Origin of the sequence: Erwinia sp. JUb26, assembly GCF_003751505.1 — a bacterium.
Taxonomy (GTDB): Bacteria; Pseudomonadota; Gammaproteobacteria; order Enterobacterales; family Enterobacteriaceae; genus Erwinia.
This window is the reverse complement of record NZ_RJVB01000004.1, coordinates 140248-156840: the sequence shown is the minus strand read 5'-3', so window position 1 is coordinate 156840 and position 16593 is coordinate 140248. Positions and strand designations below refer to the sequence as shown.

The following is a 16593-nucleotide window of genomic DNA, read 5'->3' as shown; positions in this document are numbered from 1 at the left end:
CATCGCCTCCTCTTCACGGCATAAATGCACTGGTTTGATGCTGTTTTGCACCAAAAAAGCACACAATAAAAATCATCATGCAATCAATGATGCAATCAATGGGAATCTGATTGCAGAGGGGCATAGCGGACGGCATAGTGTGGGTCTTGCTATCGCCCGAGGCGCGACGACGATGCTGACCAAACTCTCCAGCAGCTGGAATACCCATCTCACCCATCAAACGCAACGCCCGGCTTATCTGCTGATTGCCGATATCATTGCTGATGGCATCAACAGCGGGGAGTTTCAGCCGCGCGACCGCCTGCCGCCTCTACGCGATCTGGCCGTGTCGCTGTCGCTTAACTACACCACCGTGACCCGGGGCTATGCCGAAGCGAAACGACGCGGGCTGATTGATTCCCGGCCGGGCTTGGGCAGCTTTATTCGCGGCAAGGTGCCTGCCGTCCCGCTCACCGGCGGCAGCAGTTACGAGATGACCATGAACTCGCCGATTGAGCCGGGTGAAGAGCTGGCGCAGGCCATCCGCGACGGGGCCGTCAACATGTTCGCGCAGAAAGACATTATCCACCTGCTGCGCTATCAGGATTTTGGCGGCACGGCTGACGATAAGGTGATTGCTAAAGTGTGGCTGGAAAAGCAGCTGCCACCGGTCAGCGTTGAGGAGGTGCTGATTACGCCCGGTATCCACAGTGCGCTGGTAGGGTTGCTGACCCTGTTGTGCCGCCGGGGTGGCAGTGTGGCGGTCGCCTCGCTGATTTATCCCGGTCTGAAAGCCATTGCCAGCCAGCTGAACATTCCACTACAGTCGCTGCCGTGTGATGAAGACGGCCCGCTGCCGCGCGCGTTTGAGCATCAGTGCCAGACGGGAAATATCGGCGCATTTTACGTTAACCCGACGCTACAGAACCCCACCACGCTGACCATTCCCCTGCGCCGACGCGAAGCCCTGGCCGACGTCGCTGAGCGCTACAGCATTCCGGTGATTGAAGATGAGGCGTATGCCGCGCTGGCGACGGATCACATTGCCAGTTTCAGTGAGCTGATACCGCAGCTGACGTGGTACATCACCGGTATGTCGAAATGCTTTGGCCCGGGATTACGCACCGCCTTTGTCAAAGGGCCGGGCAGGCGCAACACGGAACTGCTGGCCGGTGCGCTGCGCGCGCTGAATGTGATGGCCAGCCCGATAACCAATGGCCTGGTCGCGCAGTGGATCCAGGACGGTACCGCCGATCGCGTGCTGGATTCGATTCGTGCGGAGGCCGGCATCCGCCAGAAGCTCGCTGCGGAGATTTTGCAGCCGTTCACCGTGCGTGCCTCTAAGCAAGGGTTTCACCTCTGGCTGCTGCTGCCGCGCCACCACAACTGGAATCCGGCAGAAGTGGCCGTCAAGCTGCGCGAACTCGGCGTCAGCGCCGTTTCCAGCGCGGCGTTCTGCACCGATAATAACCCTCCCGATGCGCTGCGCATCTGCCTGGGCGGCGCGTGGTCGCGGGAACTCTGTGCAGAAAATCTGCAGACGATTTCCCACGTGTTGCAGTATCCGGAGCACTACCACAGCATCCTATTGTAAAATAGCCAAAAAGGGAGGGAGAGGATGTTAATGCGACAAACAGCGGTCAGTTTTACTTCAGCGCTTTGCTGGATAAGCTTCTGGATAGGTACCGTTCTGGTCGGCACGTCGTGGCTTTACGCCAGGCTACAGGGGCTGACATTTCTGACGGGTATTGAAAAGGGGTTTCTGGCCTTACAATCACCGGACAGCACCGTGGCGCTATTGCTTTCCGCGGGTGCGATGCTGATTGCCCTGGGCTTAATTTTCGTTCCTATGTACTATTCCGCGCTTTTGGTCGGTGCCTTCGTCAAAATTCTTACTCGTCGTCCGATCAGGATCTGATGCGAAGAGCGATCGGAAAATGAAAAAAGAGTTCGAGGTTGTCTTTACCACCAACCCAACATCTGAAGATATCTACGGTGAGATTCTGTACGACAGCCAAATCCTTTGCAGGCTGATTAAAACAGAGGTTGAGGTCGAAGAAGTGGAAATCGAATTTTTCTTCGATCAGATTGTGCTTGAGCGGGAAGCTGAAAGGCGCTTTCCGCTCAGGGACTTCATGAATATCCTGCAAGAAGTCGAGGGTGAACTGATTCGCTGGCTCAAGAATATTAATCACGTCGAGGAAATATAAACGACTCAATTACCGTTCTGTATCCTGATTATCAACGTTTCACCCGTCATCAGCCCAGTGACTATTTCCCTGGGTTAAGCTCAGAATGGTCAATGGCGACATCCTCAACGCCATATTTGGCGAGGATCTTTTGGTAAGTGCCGTCTTTGATCAATGAATTGATCGCTTCGACCCAGTATTTCGCATTGCCTGAAGATTTGCTGACGGGAATGCCGGCATAAACCGTGTCAAAGATGGGCCCGACGCGCTTTAAATCAGCCTGTTTCTGTAACAGCCAGCCATTCTCCCCGGTATAACCCAACGTGGCATCCGCACGACCGGATCGCAGTGCCAGCCAGGTGGCCCCGCGATCGGGGAACTGACTCACCTTCACCGCTGATTTACCACTCGATTCACACTGCTGTGAGATCTGCTCAAAGGTTTTCGTCGACGGATGGCTGGCAAGCAGCGCAATGGTTTTACCGCACAGATCGTTGAGCTTCACGTCCTGCTTCAGGGGGGAGTTTTTCAGCACAATCAGCTGATAGCCCGCCCGCACCGTTGAAGCGATATCGACCACCTGCTGCCGCTCTGGCGTGGCGTCCAGCCCTGCCGCCAGCGTGAATTTCCCCGACTGAATCGCCGGTATCACGGCGGCAAAATCACCGCTGGTCACCGCTAATTTTGCCCCCAGGCGATGTGCTGCCTCATTGGCAATATCGTAAAAATAGCCCGTGGGTTGCCCCTGGTCGTTTTTGTACGACAGCGGCTCCCAGTCATACTGGATCGCGGTGACCAGCGTTTTTCCCTCGTAGGGTGAGTCGCCGATCGTGGTGGCATTGGCCTGGCTCGCCGTCAGCAGGACCGACAGCGCAATAAAGCTCTTTTTCATTCTCTTTTCCCAAGTTGAAGTGACGGCTACAAAGCCGGAATTAAAGAAACGTTGCCAAATGAACGCGCCGCCAGATAGCCTTCCCGCGTGGCTTCAGTGAGTCCGCGCGGTGCGCGGGCATCCCCCACCAGCTGCACAGAAAACCCTGCCTGCTTCGCGGCGAGATACAGCGCGTTATTCCCGGCGGGGATCAGTGAGGTCACCAGCATGGCGAATGAACCGGAAAGCGGGATCCACGATCCGCTGAGCTGATTTTGTACCTGCAAGGATCCCTGATGCAGCGCCACGCGGTGTTCCGCCTGGAAAAGCACGCCGAGCTTCGCCAGACGACTCACTGCGGGTAACCGCACGGTGTCATTCAGTCCCTGTCCCGCCCATTTAAGCGAGGTGACAAATTCGACCTGATGGCCCTGCTGCGCGAGTAACTCGGCCACGCTGAGTGCCGCGCGGCCGCCCCATTCGTCGTAAACCATCACCGAACCCGGGACGCTGGCGGCGTGTTGCAACGCCTGATTAACGGTGAGGATCTCGCCCGAAAAACCGGCGTTCCCTTTGCTGACAGCGGTTTCCTGGCTGCCGGTGGCGATAATCACCCGATCGGCCGTCGCCGCGCGTAATTTGTCCAGCGTCACCTCTTCGCCAAAGCGGAATTCTGCCCCGCTGTGCGTCAGCTCGCGGACATACCAGTCGATGATATTGCGCAGATCCTGGCGATGAGGCACCTGCTCAATCAGCGCCAGCTGCCCGCCGGGGCGCGATGCACGGTCGTAGAGCACCACCTGATGCCCCTGCAGGGCCGCATTGCGCGCGGCTTCTAATCCGGCAGGTCCGGCGCCGACCACCACCACCTTTAAGGCTTTTTCATTGATCGGCGCGTGCCAGCGTGCGGCCTCGGCTTCACGACCGGCAACCGGATTGAATGCGCAGTGAATAGGCTTGCCGTCGGCAACGCGCTGCCAGCAGCCGGACTGGATGCCGACGCAGGGGCGCGTGCGGTCGCTTGCTCCCTGCTGCGCGTTGCGCGGCAGATCGGGATCGGCGACCAGCTCACGCGCCATAGTGACAGCGTCACAGACGCCTTCCGCAATTAAGCGGTCCGCCAGCGCCACGTTCAGCACGCGCCCGGCCAGCCAGATCGGTAAATGTGGTAACTGGCGCTTCAGCGTGGCTGCCGCCTGCTGCCACAGCGCAGGCGGGAAGCTGGCGTCCGGCAGATTGGTTGCCACCCCCCAGCCGCTGGAAAAATTGCCGCCGCTCACGGAGAGATAGTCCAGCAGGCCGCTGTTACCCAGCGCCACAATCTGCCCGGTGAGTTCCGCCCTTTCTTCCGCCTGCGGTGCCAGCTCAAGATTGACGCGCGCGCCCACCACTAATCGGGTGCCGATGCGGGCGCGGATACGTTCCAGAATCGCCAGCGCAAAACGACTGCGGTTTTCAGCGCTGCCACCCCAGCGGTCCTCCCGCACATTGGTTTCCGGGCTGAGGAACTGCTGCACCAGATTGCCGTGGCCGAAATGCAGTTCGATGCCATCCACTTTCGTCTGCGCGACGGCCTCCGCAGCGGCGGCGAAATCGTCGATGATTTGTTCAATCTGCGCCTCATCCAGCGCCAGCGGCACGCGGACCGCGCCCCCGTATTCGTGCTGCGGGATCGCCGACGCGGAAAACAAAATTTCGTCGCTGCGATTCGGGCCAAGAAACGCCTGACGGCCGGGATGATTAAGCTGCACAAAGCAGTAAGCACCGTGCGCCTGAATGCGGCTGGCCAGGCGATCGTATTTGCCGTCCCGCGCTTCATCGTGCACGTAAAAATCACCGCAGCCCGCACTGACCGCGTTCGCCTGAGTGATCACCACGGCCGCGCCGCCTTCAGCGCGTCGCGCTTCGTAGGCCAGTAAATCTTCGTTGTGCGTGCCCGGCCCCAGAGACGTACCGTGGCCGGAGTTGATGATACGGTTTCGCAGCAGCAAATGCCCCACCCGCAGCGGTTGGAAAACGGCCTCAAATACCGGTGTTTTAACGATGATCTCAGACATGTTCAGCCTCGCTGCGCAGAGAGGAGATTTGTTGCAGGAAGGCCCGCGTCCGCGGTTGCTGCGGTGCATCAAGCACCTGCTGCGGTGAGCCATATTCCACAATATGGCCCTTATCCAGAAACGCCACATTGCTGGCAACCCGGCGTGCAAACTGCATTTCATGGGTGGCAACCACCATTGTGATCCCGGTTGCCGCCAGATCGGTCATCACCGCCAGCACTTCATTAACCAGTTCGGGATCGAGTGCGCTGGTCGGTTCATCAAACAAGATCAACGCGGGATCGCGCGCCAGGGCACGGGCAATGGCCACGCGCTGCTGCTGCCCGCCTGAAAGTGAAGAGGGCCAGGCATCCGCTTTATGCGCCAGTCCAACACGTTCCAGCAGTGTGCGCGCTTTACCTTCGGCTTTCCCGCGCTGGCCCTGCAGGCGCGGGGCCAGCATGACGTTTTGCAGAACGGTCAGATGCGGAAACAGGTTGAACTGCTGGAAAACGAAACCAATGCGATCGCGCTGCTGCCTGATGATTTTTTCCGGGGCGACGTATAAATTGCCGCCTCGCTCCACAATGCCCAGCGGCGTGTCGTGAAAAAACACCACCCCGCTGTCCGGCGACTCCAGCGTCGCCAGCAGGCGCAGTAGCGTACTTTTACCCGACCCCGATGGGCCAATCAGGCACAGCACTTCACCTTCGACAATATCGAGATCGATATGCTGCAGAACGATATTATCGTCATAGCGTTTCTGTAAACGACGGGCGCGCAGCACCGTCGCCTTTTTATTATCCAAAGCCGAAACAGGGGATTCGCTCATAGCAAAACCTTAATTATTTTCGATGATAGCCGCGACCGTAATAACGTTCGCTCCAGTGTTGTAATAAAGACAATACGGACGTGACAACCACATACCAGAATGTCGCCACCAGTAAGAGTGGAATAATTTTGTAATTTCGGTTGTAGATAAGCTGGGCAGAATAAAGCAGCTCCGTCACCGCCACCACGCTGATAATCGAGGTGCCTTTTAAATTATCAATCAGGAAATTTCCCAGTGCGGGAATAATCGTGCGAAGCGACTGCGGCAGGGTAATTTTGATAAATATCTCTGACGGCGAAAGCCCCAGCATGGTGGCCGCTTCTTTCTGTCCCTGCGGAACCGCCAGCAGCCCTCCCCGAATAAACTCCGCTGAATAGGCCATGCCGTGCAGGGTTAAACCGAGAATCGAGGCGCCAATCGCGCTAATGAGATCGTTCGTTGACACGCTGAACCAGGGGGTACCGCCGGGCCAGCCCAGCGTCAGGCGCGGTACAAGATAGCCAATGTTGAACCAGAACAGCAGCTGCACCAGCAGGGGCGTGGCACGAAACAGCCAGATGTAACTCCAGGCAAAAAGAGAAACGACCGGATTACGCGAGAGCCGCATTAAGGCAACCACCACGCCAAAGACCACGCTCAGCAGCGTCACCAGAGCGGTCAGCCAGAGTGTTGTCCACAGGCCTTTGAGGATCTGGCCGTCAAATAAATAATGCCCGACCAGCGGCCAGTCAAACGCCGGATTTTCCGCTGCCTGCCAGATTAAAATAATTAAGATGGCGCTGACGACGATCGCAGAAAGATGTCTGCGCCAGCGCCATGGCTGGCGAACACCGTGTTTTCCTTCCGCCTGATTAATATGCTGCAATGTTTCAAGCTGAGGAGCCGTAACGGCCTGACTGGGCGGCCGAATAGTATGACCCGGCACAATTTTCACCAGGCTTTCATTTATTTCACTCATGATATTACCGGTTAACAATGAAGGTAATGAAATGGCATTAAGTCAGTTGTCACTATTCTGCTCAATGCCGATTTATGCATTCCTTTGCCGGTTTTTAACGATGTTGACGGGGGCTTATTTAGCCGGATTGATCACCACCGTTTTCAACGCCACGCTTTCCACACCGTATTTCTGTAAAATCTTTTGATAACTGCCATCAGCAATCAGCGCATTTACCGCATCAGCCCACAGCTGCGCATGCCCCTGCTGTTTATCAACGGCGAAACCGGACTGACCGCTGTTAAATACCGGCCCGGTAACCCGCCAGGTTGGATCTTTTTTAACTATCCAGCCCGCTTCACCGGTATAGACCGGGGTGAGTTCCGCCTGACCGCTTTTTACCGCCAGCCATGCCGCTGAACGCGACGGATAGATGGCCACCTTCAGCGCCGGTTTACCCTGCTGCTGGCAGGCCGCAGCCTGTTGATTTAACGCATCAATGGTAGATTGCCCGGCCAGGGCTGCGACGGAATGACCGCAGAGCGATGTCAGCTCGCTGGAGAGTTTTACGGGGCCATCGCTACGGGTAATAAACGAATAACCAGCATCAATTAAGGGCACGATATCCACGACCTGCTGGCGCGGCACGGTGGCATCGGTGCCGAGCGCCAGATCGTAACGGTGGCTTTGCAGGCCGGGAATAAAGGTATCAAAGGTGCCATTCTTAACGTCCAGCTTCGCACCCAGCTTCGTTGCCGCCGCTGAAACTATTTCGTAGAAATAGCCGCTGTTCTCTCCCTTATCGTCAACAAAGACGACCGGTTCGTAGTCATTCTGCATAATGCCGTGCAGCTGTTTATCTTTTAACGTTGTTGCTAAAGGCGCGGCCAGTGCAGCGTGCGTCAGGCTACCGATTACAGCGGCCAGTAATATTTTCTTCATGAGATACCCGGTGATTATCGAGAGTAAACCGCCTGCGGTTCAGCAAAATGCCGTTCAGGCGAAAAAAGAGGCCAGTCGCGTGCGATCTTCACGTCGCCTGCAACGGCCTGAGCCAGCAGCTCGCCCAGCGCGGGGGCGAGTTTGAAGCCATGCCCGGACAGGCCAATGCCAATCCAGACGTGGGGATGGTTTTTCAGTTCGCCAAGCAGCGGCGCCTGATCGTGGGTGTAGGCTTCCGGCCAGGTGCCGCCGCCCACAATGGTACGGTGTGCGCCGTTCACCGCATCCGCCACGTGACGATCGAGGCGCTCGTGGAGTACCGGCGTCAGACTGCCGGTGGCTTCAGTGGCGACAAGTTCGGGGTCGTGCAGTTCATTCAGCTCCGCATCGCCCACAAAGAATTTAAAGTTTTTGCCATCCGGCAGGGGTTGGGTATTCCACATCGCCCGCCCGGCGCTTACACGCATCGTCGGAGGAAATGCCACATTGTCGAAGCCGGTTGCTTTACCTACGTGAAAGCTCATACCCAGGCGGCGTGAGGAGATGGGTAAATCAGGGAACAGCCGTTTGCTCCACGCACCTGTGGTCACAATCACCCGGTCAAAAGAACGGACTTCGCCGTTAAACGTCAGTTCGACTCCGCCGTCTCGCGCCACAATCTCATTAATTTGAGTCTGTTCATGCACCTTTGCGCCCAGCTGTTTAGCCTGTTCGGCGGATGCCAGCAGCAGTTCATGCGTCAGCAAAATGCCCCCGGCGGGGTCAAAAATGCCTTCCTCATCCTCGTCAATATTCAGGCGCGGGAATCTCTGATTCAGCGCCACGCGCGATAATCGCTCATGGGGCAGATTTTGCTGCTTCGCCGAGTTTTCCACCGCCGTAAACCACGGGCTGTCAGGCGTGCCGATGGTGAGGAATCCGCCCCCCCAAAACAGCTGGATTTGTTGTTCCTCTTCCAGCTGATGCCAGAGCTGGCTGGCGCGCTGGAGCAAGGTCGTGTAGGCCGCGCCTTCGCCGTAGATCAGTCGATGCTGGCGTGTACGGCCCCCTGATGCACCGATATTATTCCCGACGCGATACTGCTCGAATCCCTCAACGTGAAAGCCTTTACGTGCCAGTGCCAGCAGGGTTGCACAGCCCAGCGCACCCAGTCCTACCACTGCTATCTTGATGGTCATGATGGCGACAACCTTAAAAGAAAATACGTTCTGTGCTCGTCAACGACGCTTCCCTGCACGCAGCGGATAAGCGGCGCGGGCAAAGCGTTCCGTATGAAATGCGCTAAATATTAAAAGGGTGACAGGGAGAAATAACGGGTATGGCATCAGCCATCATTCATTCCGCCTGAATCAGACAACCATACTGGAATGGTCAGAGGGGGTTGTAAAATCACTATATCGGCTATGTAATTCGGTAAAACAGATATGCCACGAATTATATAATGGTTTCTTTATGCTTTAGGCGAGCGTATGAATGTGATACCGAAGGGGTCAGGTTCCTTACGTGCAAGGAAGCTCTTACCTGTCGTAAGTCCTCACCGTTACAGACGGGATCAGCCCAGCCTGACACGGGCAGCTGCTTCTGCTGTGCTGCGTTCCGGCGAACTTACGCCCCACCACTGAATCGTCCGGAATATGTCCGACGATATTATACACGCCCGGGTACTGGCCACAGGTCACACTATCCTGCTCGCGAGCAATCGCTCTACCCAGCAGAGTATGATTGGGATCGCCTTCGATGATCGTGCCTCCGCAGGTCGTTTTGTCCTGTATCACCAGGTAGTAACCTTTTGCCATAACGCCGTCCTTTTTTTGTCTGCCCTGACTGGCAGGTTTAAATAAAGCCCGACCCCTAACCGTTCTACTGGCCCGTTACAATGGGTGCAACAACGGAACTCCAGACGGCATCGCGCCCCTGTTCAGCACTGATAATCATATGGTGGGTGGGTGCCAGACTGGCCGCCTGTGCCGCTGCGCAAATCCCCAGCCAGGGATTTGCGCAGCCAAGGTCGCCTAAAAACGCATTAAAATTATGCACGTTAGCGCAAGCGGAAACCGAGGATAACGGAGCCTTTCCCTGAACAACAATGGCGCTACGACAGGCTTCGCTTTCTGCCGGCAATCCGGCCAACCAAAGGTGTTCGATTTCATTGTCCAGCATCGGCACCCAGTTTGCCGCCTGTAAAACACCCGACTGCAATGACGCCTGCTGCGCATCGCTTCGTTCAGGCCGGTGAAGCAGCGCGAAAGGCGTTAACTTTGTTTGCGTCAGGCGATTGCCAAAGAGCAATCCGACGACGCACTCGCCGCTCATCTCTGTTTCTTCCGGAGCGATTTGCAGGGCAACGACCAACAGCAGCGATTTATCTTTGATACGGTGATCAAGCCACAGATCAATGGCTTCCAGCCCCTTTCCTTCCGTTAAGAAGGCCGGCTGTGATAAGAAACGATCTCGCCAGGCCTGTTGCCACAGTTCGCGTATCCGCGTTGCTGAATGTGAAGAGCTGGATTCAAGTAAAACGGTGACGGGATAATCTGAAGGCAGTTGAGATAACGGCACGGCCAGCTTTTCCAACAGGCGTGAAAATATGGCGAGAATTCTTATATCCGTTGGCATTCCGGATAAATCGGGCAAGCGGCTGTGCCGAATGTTCAGAGCACCATTCCAGGATGGCTGAGCCGTGATTTTATTTTCATTAGTTAATAATGCATCGGCGATGTCGGTAAATTCCATATCGACAGAATGCGCCGTAATGCATTCTGCCGCCAGGATTTGCAAAGCCCGGCGTCCGCGCCGAACCATCTGTAAAATATCCCTTTCGCGCGCTTGATCGTAGCCATTGGAATAACTCTGCTGCATCAGATAGAACAGCAGACGAACACTTGCAATGATCAGCCATAAAAAAACGGCGCTGCCGATGGCAAACCACCAGAAGACGTTTTCCTCAGGTTGTAATCCCTGATAATGCGCAAGCAGTGAACCGGCGACAAAAAAGCCAGGCAACGCACCCAACCATCGTAGAGGTTTGGGTGCCGATGGCCGCCATGCGGGGCCGGGAATCGTGTTTAATTCTACGGGCATTTGAAAAACTCAATGACGATGCTATCAGGGCCAGCCAATAACCTTGATATTAATAAGGTTTTTAAATTTATCATACTTCATCCGCTGCCGTCGTGGATTCCTTATCCAACTCGTGCGGCCAGCGCACCGTGTTAAACGGCGTCCAGCTCCACGGAACGTCTGTCAGCAGCGGTGCGGTCGGTACGGGCTTCGCCTCCATGTAATGGCAACAATGGCTCCATAATCCGTAAGCGTCAAAAATGCTGCCAACCGCCCAGGTCAGCACGAACCGGTCCACCACTTCAACCGTCCCCGGCTTGCAAACGCTGCAGTAGATGCGGTGCCCCCAGTCCGCGTGCCCGGCCATCAGGACGCGCTCGGCGTGAATATCTGTCCAGTTGAAAACCTTTATCTCGGCATGCCAGCGTTGCCACGGAAACATGCGGCGATGATATTCATAAACATACACTTTCTGGCGCTTGCGGTTGAAACGAACGGGAGCACCACGGGGTTCGAACAGAACCAACTTCAAACAATAAATGAAAAACGAAATGAAACAAAAGAGAGAGAAAAATATAATTAATGATAAAAATAGACTTAATGAACTCACAATATTTAAAATGAAAATCACAGACCAACTGGAACTTAAAAACAATACTAAAACGGGAAACCAAATCATCCCCCACCCATGATTTACATATCGAGGAATTTCCATCCAGATATCGTTAATTTCATTGACCCGAATCAGCTGTGGAGGATGGTATTGCTCTTCAGCGCCGTCGGGGAGGTCTTCATCCCAGTTATCCACCGGGGGGCATAACCGTGGCAGATTCTGCCTACGCTGGTTCCGCTCACGTTGTCTCTGCTGACGCTTCTTAATTTTACCCACTCTTATAAGTCCTTTTATTCACTTAAAATCGGATTAACACGGCTGGCCTGCTGACCCCTCATCCCGTCCCAACGGGATTAATCCGCTGCCGACGTGGATTCCTTATCCAGATCGTGCGGCCAGCGCACCGTGTTAAACGGCGTCCAGCTCAACGGAACGTCCGTCAGCAGCGGCGCGGTCGGTACGGGTTTCGCCTCCATGTAATGGCAGCAGTGGCTCCATAATCCGTAAGCGTCAAAAATGCTGCCAACCACCCAGGTCAGCACAAACCGGTCCACCACTTCAAACGTCCCCGGCTTGCAAACGCTGCAGTAGACGCGATGCCCCCAGTCTGCGTGCCCGGCCATCAGGACGCGTTCGGCGTGAATATCTGCCCAGTTGAAAACCTTTATCTCGGCGTGCCAGCGTTGCCAGGGGTTCCAACTACTACGGTGATACTCATAAACATAAACTTTCTGCCGTTTTCGATTAAACCGGACAGGAGCTCCACGGGGCTCGAATAGTAGAGTTTTAATAAAAAGCACAATTAATGTAATTAATGGTGCAAACAAAAAAAAGGAAAAAATAATCTCTAACATTCCAGAAAAGAGGAACTTAGTAAAGCTTGATGAAAATAGTAGACAAAAGCAAAGAGAACTAAAAGCAATCAATACCATAACCCATAATCCCAACCACCCATGATTTACATATCGAGGAATTTCCATCCAGATATCGTTAATCTTATTAACCCGAATCAGCTGTGGAGGATGGCATTGCTCTTCAGCGCCGTCGGGGAGGTCTTCATCCCAGTTATCCACCGGGGGGCATAACCGTGGCAGATTCTGCCTACGCAGGTCCCGTTCACGTTGTCTCTGCTGACGCTTCTTAATTTTACCCACTCTTATAAGTCCTTTTATTCACTGAAAATCGGATTAACACGGCTGGCCTGCTGACCCGTCATCCTGTGCCAACGGTTTAATCCGCTGCCGTCGTGGATTCCTTATCCAGATCGTGCGGCCAGCGCACCGTGTTAAACGGCGTCCAGCTCCACGGAACGTCCGTCAGCAGCGGCGCGGTCGGTACGGGCTTCGCCTCCATGTAATGGCAACAATGGCTCCATAATCCGTAAGCGTCAAAAATGCTGCCAACCGACCAGGTCAGCACAAACCGGTCCACCACCTCAAACGTCCCCGGTTTGCAAACGCTGCAGTAGACGCGATGCCCCCAGTCTGCGTGCCCGGCCATCAGGACGCGTTCGGCGTGAATATCTGCCCAGTTGAAAACCTTTATCTCGGCGTGCCAGCGTTGCCAGGGGTTCCAACTACTGCGGTGATACTCATAAACATAAACTTTCTGCCGTTTACAATTAAACCTGATAGGAGCTCCTCGAGGATAAAATAATAGTGATTTTAATAAAAACAACAGAATTGATAATAGAAAAATAACTGGTAAAAAAAACACAAGCAGCAATGAAAAATTTAAAACCACTGTTTGTGTAAAAATAAAAACCACAATCATAAACAAGGGTATCATAATTATAAATGCGACCAGCCATATCGCGGACCACATGACATATTTGAAGCGTGGAATTTCCATCCAGATATCGTTAATCTTATTAACCCGAATTAGCTGAGGAGGATAGCATTGCTCTTCAGCGCTATCGGGGAGATCTTCATCCCAGTTATCCACCGGGGGGAATAATCGTGGCAGATTCTGCCTACGCAGATCTCGTTCACGTTGTTTCTGCTGACGCCGTTTAATCTTGCCCATATTCTTCAGTCCCTATTCGCATTCAACTCTAAGCCCAGACGGAAATCCGGTTCCGCCCGATCCGGCCAGTAGTTTGCCGTTAGAGTGACCTTTGATGTTCGGGCGCGATCTACCCAAATACTGACCACAATGTTCAGGTTTTTCAGTCCGCTACCCTTTCCGTTGCCTTCTTTTACCTCTTCGAGCAGCCACAGATATTTATAATATCCCTCGGGCGCGGCGTGCCGTTCGTGATCGTTCAGGTCCGGAGCGTTGTCAGACTGGGTGAAAAGTACAAATCCGTCAGTGGATCGGGTTAAGGTTATTAACCGCCCGCTCACGCCCTCAACCCACCCCGGCAGACTTATCCTGAAATCAACCCGACGATAGGCAATATTATAAATGGTTGGGTTACCCGTAACGGTGTCAAAGGGCGAGGCGAAGGCAACATCGGCGACCATTCCGGTGATAATCGCACGATATTCAACTAACGCCTCGGCCAAATCAGTCATGCTGCTGGCGTGCCAGAGTGGATAGTTTTTAATGCTTTCGTTCGCTAAACCAAAGCAGGTTCGCCGTAGCCAGAGTTCAAAAGCAGTACTTCTAATTTTAGATGCTTCATATACGATAAAAAATCCCATGAAAATTAGTAATGCTGCCCATCCAGATGGGCCCAACCTTAGAAAACCTACTTTGCTGGTTAAGGCATAAATTCCGTCTGCTCCCCAGTAAGCAGATACTCCTCCGCCCGTAATAAGAAATACTCCGCCTATGGCAAAAGCAAATGAAGCATTTGTATCGCCATCTTTGTATGCTCTTAATCCATTGTCCAAATTACGGATACCATCAAAAATACCCGCAATCCCTCCGAGAACGGCGCCGAGTCTGACCAGTTTCGGTACCTGCTGACGCGCACTGAGGGTGAGCCAGTTCTGTTTTACCGCCAGCTTTGAGGCAAAACCGGCAATTTCTGCCATCCCTTCCAGCACCAGAAGTCGGTTAATGGCATAGTCGGCAACAGCATCCACATCGGTGCCCACGGAGTACTTCACGGCATCCGCTTTGGCATGCCAGTCCTCTAACTGTAGGGCCATGAGTCCCGCGCCCAGAATCAAACCGACGCTGTCGCCGCTAATCAGTCGTCGGCCCCGTTCATTCCATTCCGCCATCTGCGTATAAGTCGCCCGCAGTACAGGGCCTTTGATGTCTTTGCCCTGCAGCGACAAATCGGAGATAAACACGTTATCCAGGTCATTCATGCCTGCGAAATAGTGGAAGGGCCTATCATTGAGCGGGATGTTGCCTGCCGCCTTCTGAATTTCATCCAGCGTACCCGTCATGCTGAACTGCACTTTGATCGGAACGTCCAGCCCTTTGCCGCGCAGCCCCATCATTTCATCCACTACGGCCCCGCTGCCGCCCCTGAACCCCGTATTTTCAAAGGCCGGGTTATTTTTCGCCAGGGACTGGCGCAGCCCGGCATTCTCTTTGAGGTGGCGCTTTAGCTTCCGCAGGGTCGTGTTGTATTCCAGCACGATCGTGGACTCGCCGGCGGTCAGCATCGCTCCCTGCATCATTGCCAGGTAGCTTTTACGTGTTGCCGGGTTGATGGATTTCCCCAGCCGACTCACGGACCCGGTTACGGCCAGTATTCGGCTCGCCCAGCCGCGCTGGATAGCCAATTTTTTCAGGTAGTTGCCAAATTCATCGGAGGTTGCGGCCGTTTTGAGATCGTTAAAGACATTGCCGCCGTTAAAAAGCGTATCCTGCAGGGAGATTTGCATTCCCGTAAAGCCCAGATAGGCCGGGGAGTCCGCCTTTTGCAGCCACTGAGCCCAAACGTCTTGGGTGCTCTCGGTCATTGCACCGCCCTGAACGCAGGCCGCCAGCGTTAGCATCTGCGCTGCCCAGCCTGCGGCGCTGCTGTCAGGGGCGTAATCATAGCTGATGATATTCAGCCAGGTCTGGCTCCTGAACCAGGCCGCCAAATCCATATCAATCGCCCTGAGCTGCCGTTCCGGCATGGTGAAATGCTGCCTGAACTCTGCTGCAAAAGCGGCCCGTGCCGGTTCGTCATAGCTTTTCAGCAGACGAGCATACTGCTGAGCAAAGGTCTGCTCAGCCACTTTATCTGCGGGAATAAACTCAGGCCCATAGCCCCCAATGGCCGGGCCGTTCATTTTGAATGCGGGGGAACTCTGTTTTGCGACATCCTGTTTTAATCGGTCCAGATACTGAGTTATCGCACCTGAAATCATATGCTTATGGAAGACTTCAGGCTGGGCAATATAGGCCAGGCAGGCTTCCATGATTTGCATTCGTCCCAGGTTAAGCTCCTGAACAATCCCCACTGAGTCGTCAACGGCAATCGCCATGACCCCGCACTGATATTTCCTTTCAAGTTGAGAAACATAGCGGCCCATGGCACTTTGTTTGTCTTCGTCCGTACGGGAATAAAATCCGTGCGCCCCACCGGTCATTTCGCCGTCAGTCGGCGCGATATTGGTAAAGAGAGGGGTCGCAAACTCTGCCACGCTGGACTTCAGCGCCGATAGCGAAGCATCGAGTGGAATACAGACGCCGTCAGTGCCGGAAATCTGACCGTTTGACAGCGTTATCCTGGTGAAGCGGCTCGCCGGTCGCTTACCGCTCAGATACTCCGCCAGCACCTCTTCACTCCACGGATCGCTGCTGAACGCAATCCACGCTTCATGATATTTTCTGTCGTCGATATTGATAAAACTGGCCGCAATTTCGTGCCCCTGCGTCAGGCAAATCTGGCTCAGCGGCATTACGGCATCACCTTCCGGCATCGCCAGCGGATTAAACTGTCGCAGAAAGCCCTCAGCCGTGACCTCGTATCCCTGCCAGACGGTTTTATCCAGCAGTACGTAGAGGTAACCCATGCGTAAGGTGCGCAGAACATATTTGAATTCGCCGCCGGTAAGTGCCACCTCCTGGCGGGGAACGGCAGGCACCCAGCCGGAATTCAGCAAGGCTTTCGGCACCGCCGCCACGCGCAGCGGAAATATCGGCAGTCCGCTGCGCTGGCAGGCCTTACAGCCGGAAGGCGTTGACGTTGCCTGCTGGCTGGCAGCGGCGTTTTGATTAACCCGATCTTTAAGTTGCA

Annotated in this window: 16 protein-coding genes; 4 read left to right on the top strand and 12 right to left on the bottom strand. The window is 54.6% G+C overall.

Annotated elements, in window-relative coordinates; all coding sequences use genetic code 11:
- Nucleotides 1–139: 139 nt before the first annotated feature.
- From EC836_RS12310 to EC836_RS12300, 3 genes are read left to right on the top strand one after another with little or no spacing between them, the layout of a single operon-like run.
- Nucleotides 140–1573 carry a PLP-dependent aminotransferase family protein gene (locus EC836_RS12310; protein ID WP_233599301.1) on the top strand — a complete coding sequence of 478 codons (1434 nt, stop codon included), beginning with the start codon at nt 140–142 and terminating at the stop codon, nt 1571–1573.
- A gap of 24 nt (nt 1574–1597) precedes the next feature.
- Complete coding sequence (locus tag EC836_RS12305; protein WP_123333453.1) at nt 1598–1897, top strand: hypothetical protein; 300 nt, start codon at nt 1598–1600, stop codon at nt 1895–1897.
- Nucleotides 1898–1916: 19 nt separating this feature from the next.
- A complete protein-coding gene (locus tag EC836_RS12300; RefSeq protein WP_123333451.1) occupies nt 1917–2189 on the top strand; it encodes a hypothetical protein in 273 nt (90 codons plus the stop codon).
- Between the two features lie 61 nt (nt 2190–2250).
- Here the strand turns inward: EC836_RS12300 and EC836_RS12295 are convergent, their stop codons facing one another.
- From EC836_RS12295 to EC836_RS12240, 12 genes are all read right to left on the bottom strand, one after another.
- Nucleotides 2251–3060, bottom strand: a complete 810-nt coding sequence (locus EC836_RS12295) for a transporter substrate-binding domain-containing protein (protein WP_123333449.1) — start codon at nt 3058–3060, stop codon at nt 2251–2253.
- Nucleotides 3061–3086: 26 nt separating this feature from the next.
- Nucleotides 3087–5096, bottom strand: a complete 2010-nt coding sequence (locus tag EC836_RS12290) for an FAD-dependent oxidoreductase (protein WP_158612786.1) — start codon at nt 5094–5096, stop codon at nt 3087–3089.
- Nucleotides 5089–5907 carry an amino acid ABC transporter ATP-binding protein gene (locus tag EC836_RS12285; RefSeq protein ID WP_123333445.1) on the bottom strand — a complete coding sequence of 273 codons (819 nt, stop codon included), beginning with the start codon at nt 5905–5907 and terminating at the stop codon, nt 5089–5091. The genes EC836_RS12290 and EC836_RS12285 overlap by 8 nt, the downstream gene beginning before the upstream one ends.
- 13 nt (nt 5908–5920) lie before the next feature.
- Nucleotides 5921–6865, bottom strand: coding sequence for an amino acid ABC transporter permease (locus EC836_RS12280; RefSeq protein WP_123333443.1), 945 nt, complete (start codon nt 6863–6865; stop codon nt 5921–5923).
- Between the two features lie 114 nt (nt 6866–6979).
- The gene (locus tag EC836_RS12275; RefSeq protein WP_123333441.1) at nt 6980–7786 is read right to left on the bottom strand and encodes a transporter substrate-binding domain-containing protein; all 807 of its coding nucleotides are present in this window, start codon (nt 7784–7786) and stop codon (nt 6980–6982) included.
- Between the two features lie 14 nt (nt 7787–7800).
- Nucleotides 7801–8964 (bottom strand): FAD-dependent oxidoreductase, encoded by a 1164-nt coding sequence (locus tag EC836_RS12270; protein WP_123333439.1) that lies wholly within the window; start codon nt 8962–8964, stop codon nt 7801–7803.
- 339 nt (nt 8965–9303) lie between these two features.
- The gene (locus EC836_RS12265) at nt 9304–9582 is read right to left on the bottom strand and encodes a PAAR domain-containing protein (RefSeq protein WP_123333437.1); all 279 of its coding nucleotides are present in this window, start codon (nt 9580–9582) and stop codon (nt 9304–9306) included.
- Between the two features lie 64 nt (nt 9583–9646).
- A complete protein-coding gene (locus tag EC836_RS12260) occupies nt 9647–10867 on the bottom strand; it encodes a hypothetical protein (protein WP_199735134.1) in 1221 nt (406 codons plus the stop codon).
- 70 nt (nt 10868–10937) lie between these two features.
- Entirely contained in the window at nt 10938–11654 is a 717-nt protein-coding gene (locus EC836_RS12255; RefSeq protein WP_233599299.1) for a DUF6708 domain-containing protein, read from the bottom strand.
- 158 nt (nt 11655–11812) lie between these two features.
- Entirely contained in the window at nt 11813–12532 is a 720-nt protein-coding gene (locus tag EC836_RS12250) for a DUF6708 domain-containing protein (protein ID WP_233599297.1), read from the bottom strand.
- Between the two features lie 157 nt (nt 12533–12689).
- Nucleotides 12690–13484: a DUF6708 domain-containing protein gene (locus tag EC836_RS12245; RefSeq protein WP_123333434.1), complete on the bottom strand. Its 795-nt coding sequence runs from the start codon at nt 13482–13484 to the stop codon at nt 12690–12692.
- 5 nt (nt 13485–13489) lie between these two features.
- Complete coding sequence (locus tag EC836_RS12240; RefSeq protein WP_304466143.1) at nt 13490–16471, bottom strand: T6SS effector BTH_I2691 family protein; 2982 nt, start codon at nt 16469–16471, stop codon at nt 13490–13492.
- Here EC836_RS12240 and EC836_RS24620 point away from each other — a divergent pair.
- Nucleotides 16392–16571, top strand: coding sequence for a hypothetical protein (locus tag EC836_RS24620; RefSeq protein WP_148050371.1), 180 nt, complete (start codon nt 16392–16394; stop codon nt 16569–16571). The genes EC836_RS12240 and EC836_RS24620 overlap by 80 nt on opposite strands.
- Nucleotides 16572–16593: the final 22 nt, after the last annotated feature.

Coding starts and splice junctions, on each gene's coding strand:
- EC836_RS12305 (WP_123333453.1), top strand. CDS start 1,598: ATGTTAATGCGACAAACAGCGGTCAGTTTTACTTCAGCGCTTTGCTGG.
- EC836_RS12300 (WP_123333451.1), top strand. CDS start 1,917: ATGAAAAAAGAGTTCGAGGTTGTCTTTACCACCAACCCAACATCTGAA.
- EC836_RS12295 (WP_123333449.1), bottom strand. CDS start 3,060: ATGAAAAAGAGCTTTATTGCGCTGTCGGTCCTGCTGACGGCGAGCCAG.
- EC836_RS12290 (WP_158612786.1), bottom strand. CDS start 5,096: ATGTCTGAGATCATCGTTAAAACACCGGTATTTGAGGCCGTTTTCCAA.
- EC836_RS12285 (WP_123333445.1), bottom strand. CDS start 5,907: ATGAGCGAATCCCCTGTTTCGGCTTTGGATAATAAAAAGGCGACGGTG.
- EC836_RS12280 (WP_123333443.1), bottom strand. CDS start 6,865: ATGAGTGAAATAAATGAAAGCCTGGTGAAAATTGTGCCGGGTCATACT.
- EC836_RS12275 (WP_123333441.1), bottom strand. CDS start 7,786: ATGAAGAAAATATTACTGGCCGCTGTAATCGGTAGCCTGACGCACGCT.
- EC836_RS12270 (WP_123333439.1), bottom strand. CDS start 8,964: ATGACCATCAAGATAGCAGTGGTAGGACTGGGTGCGCTGGGCTGTGCA.
- EC836_RS12265 (WP_123333437.1), bottom strand. CDS start 9,582: ATGGCAAAAGGTTACTACCTGGTGATACAGGACAAAACGACCTGCGGA.
- EC836_RS12260 (WP_199735134.1), bottom strand. CDS start 10,867: ATGCCCGTAGAATTAAACACGATTCCCGGCCCCGCATGGCGGCCATCG.
- EC836_RS12245 (WP_123333434.1), bottom strand. CDS start 13,484: ATGGGCAAGATTAAACGGCGTCAGCAGAAACAACGTGAACGAGATCTG.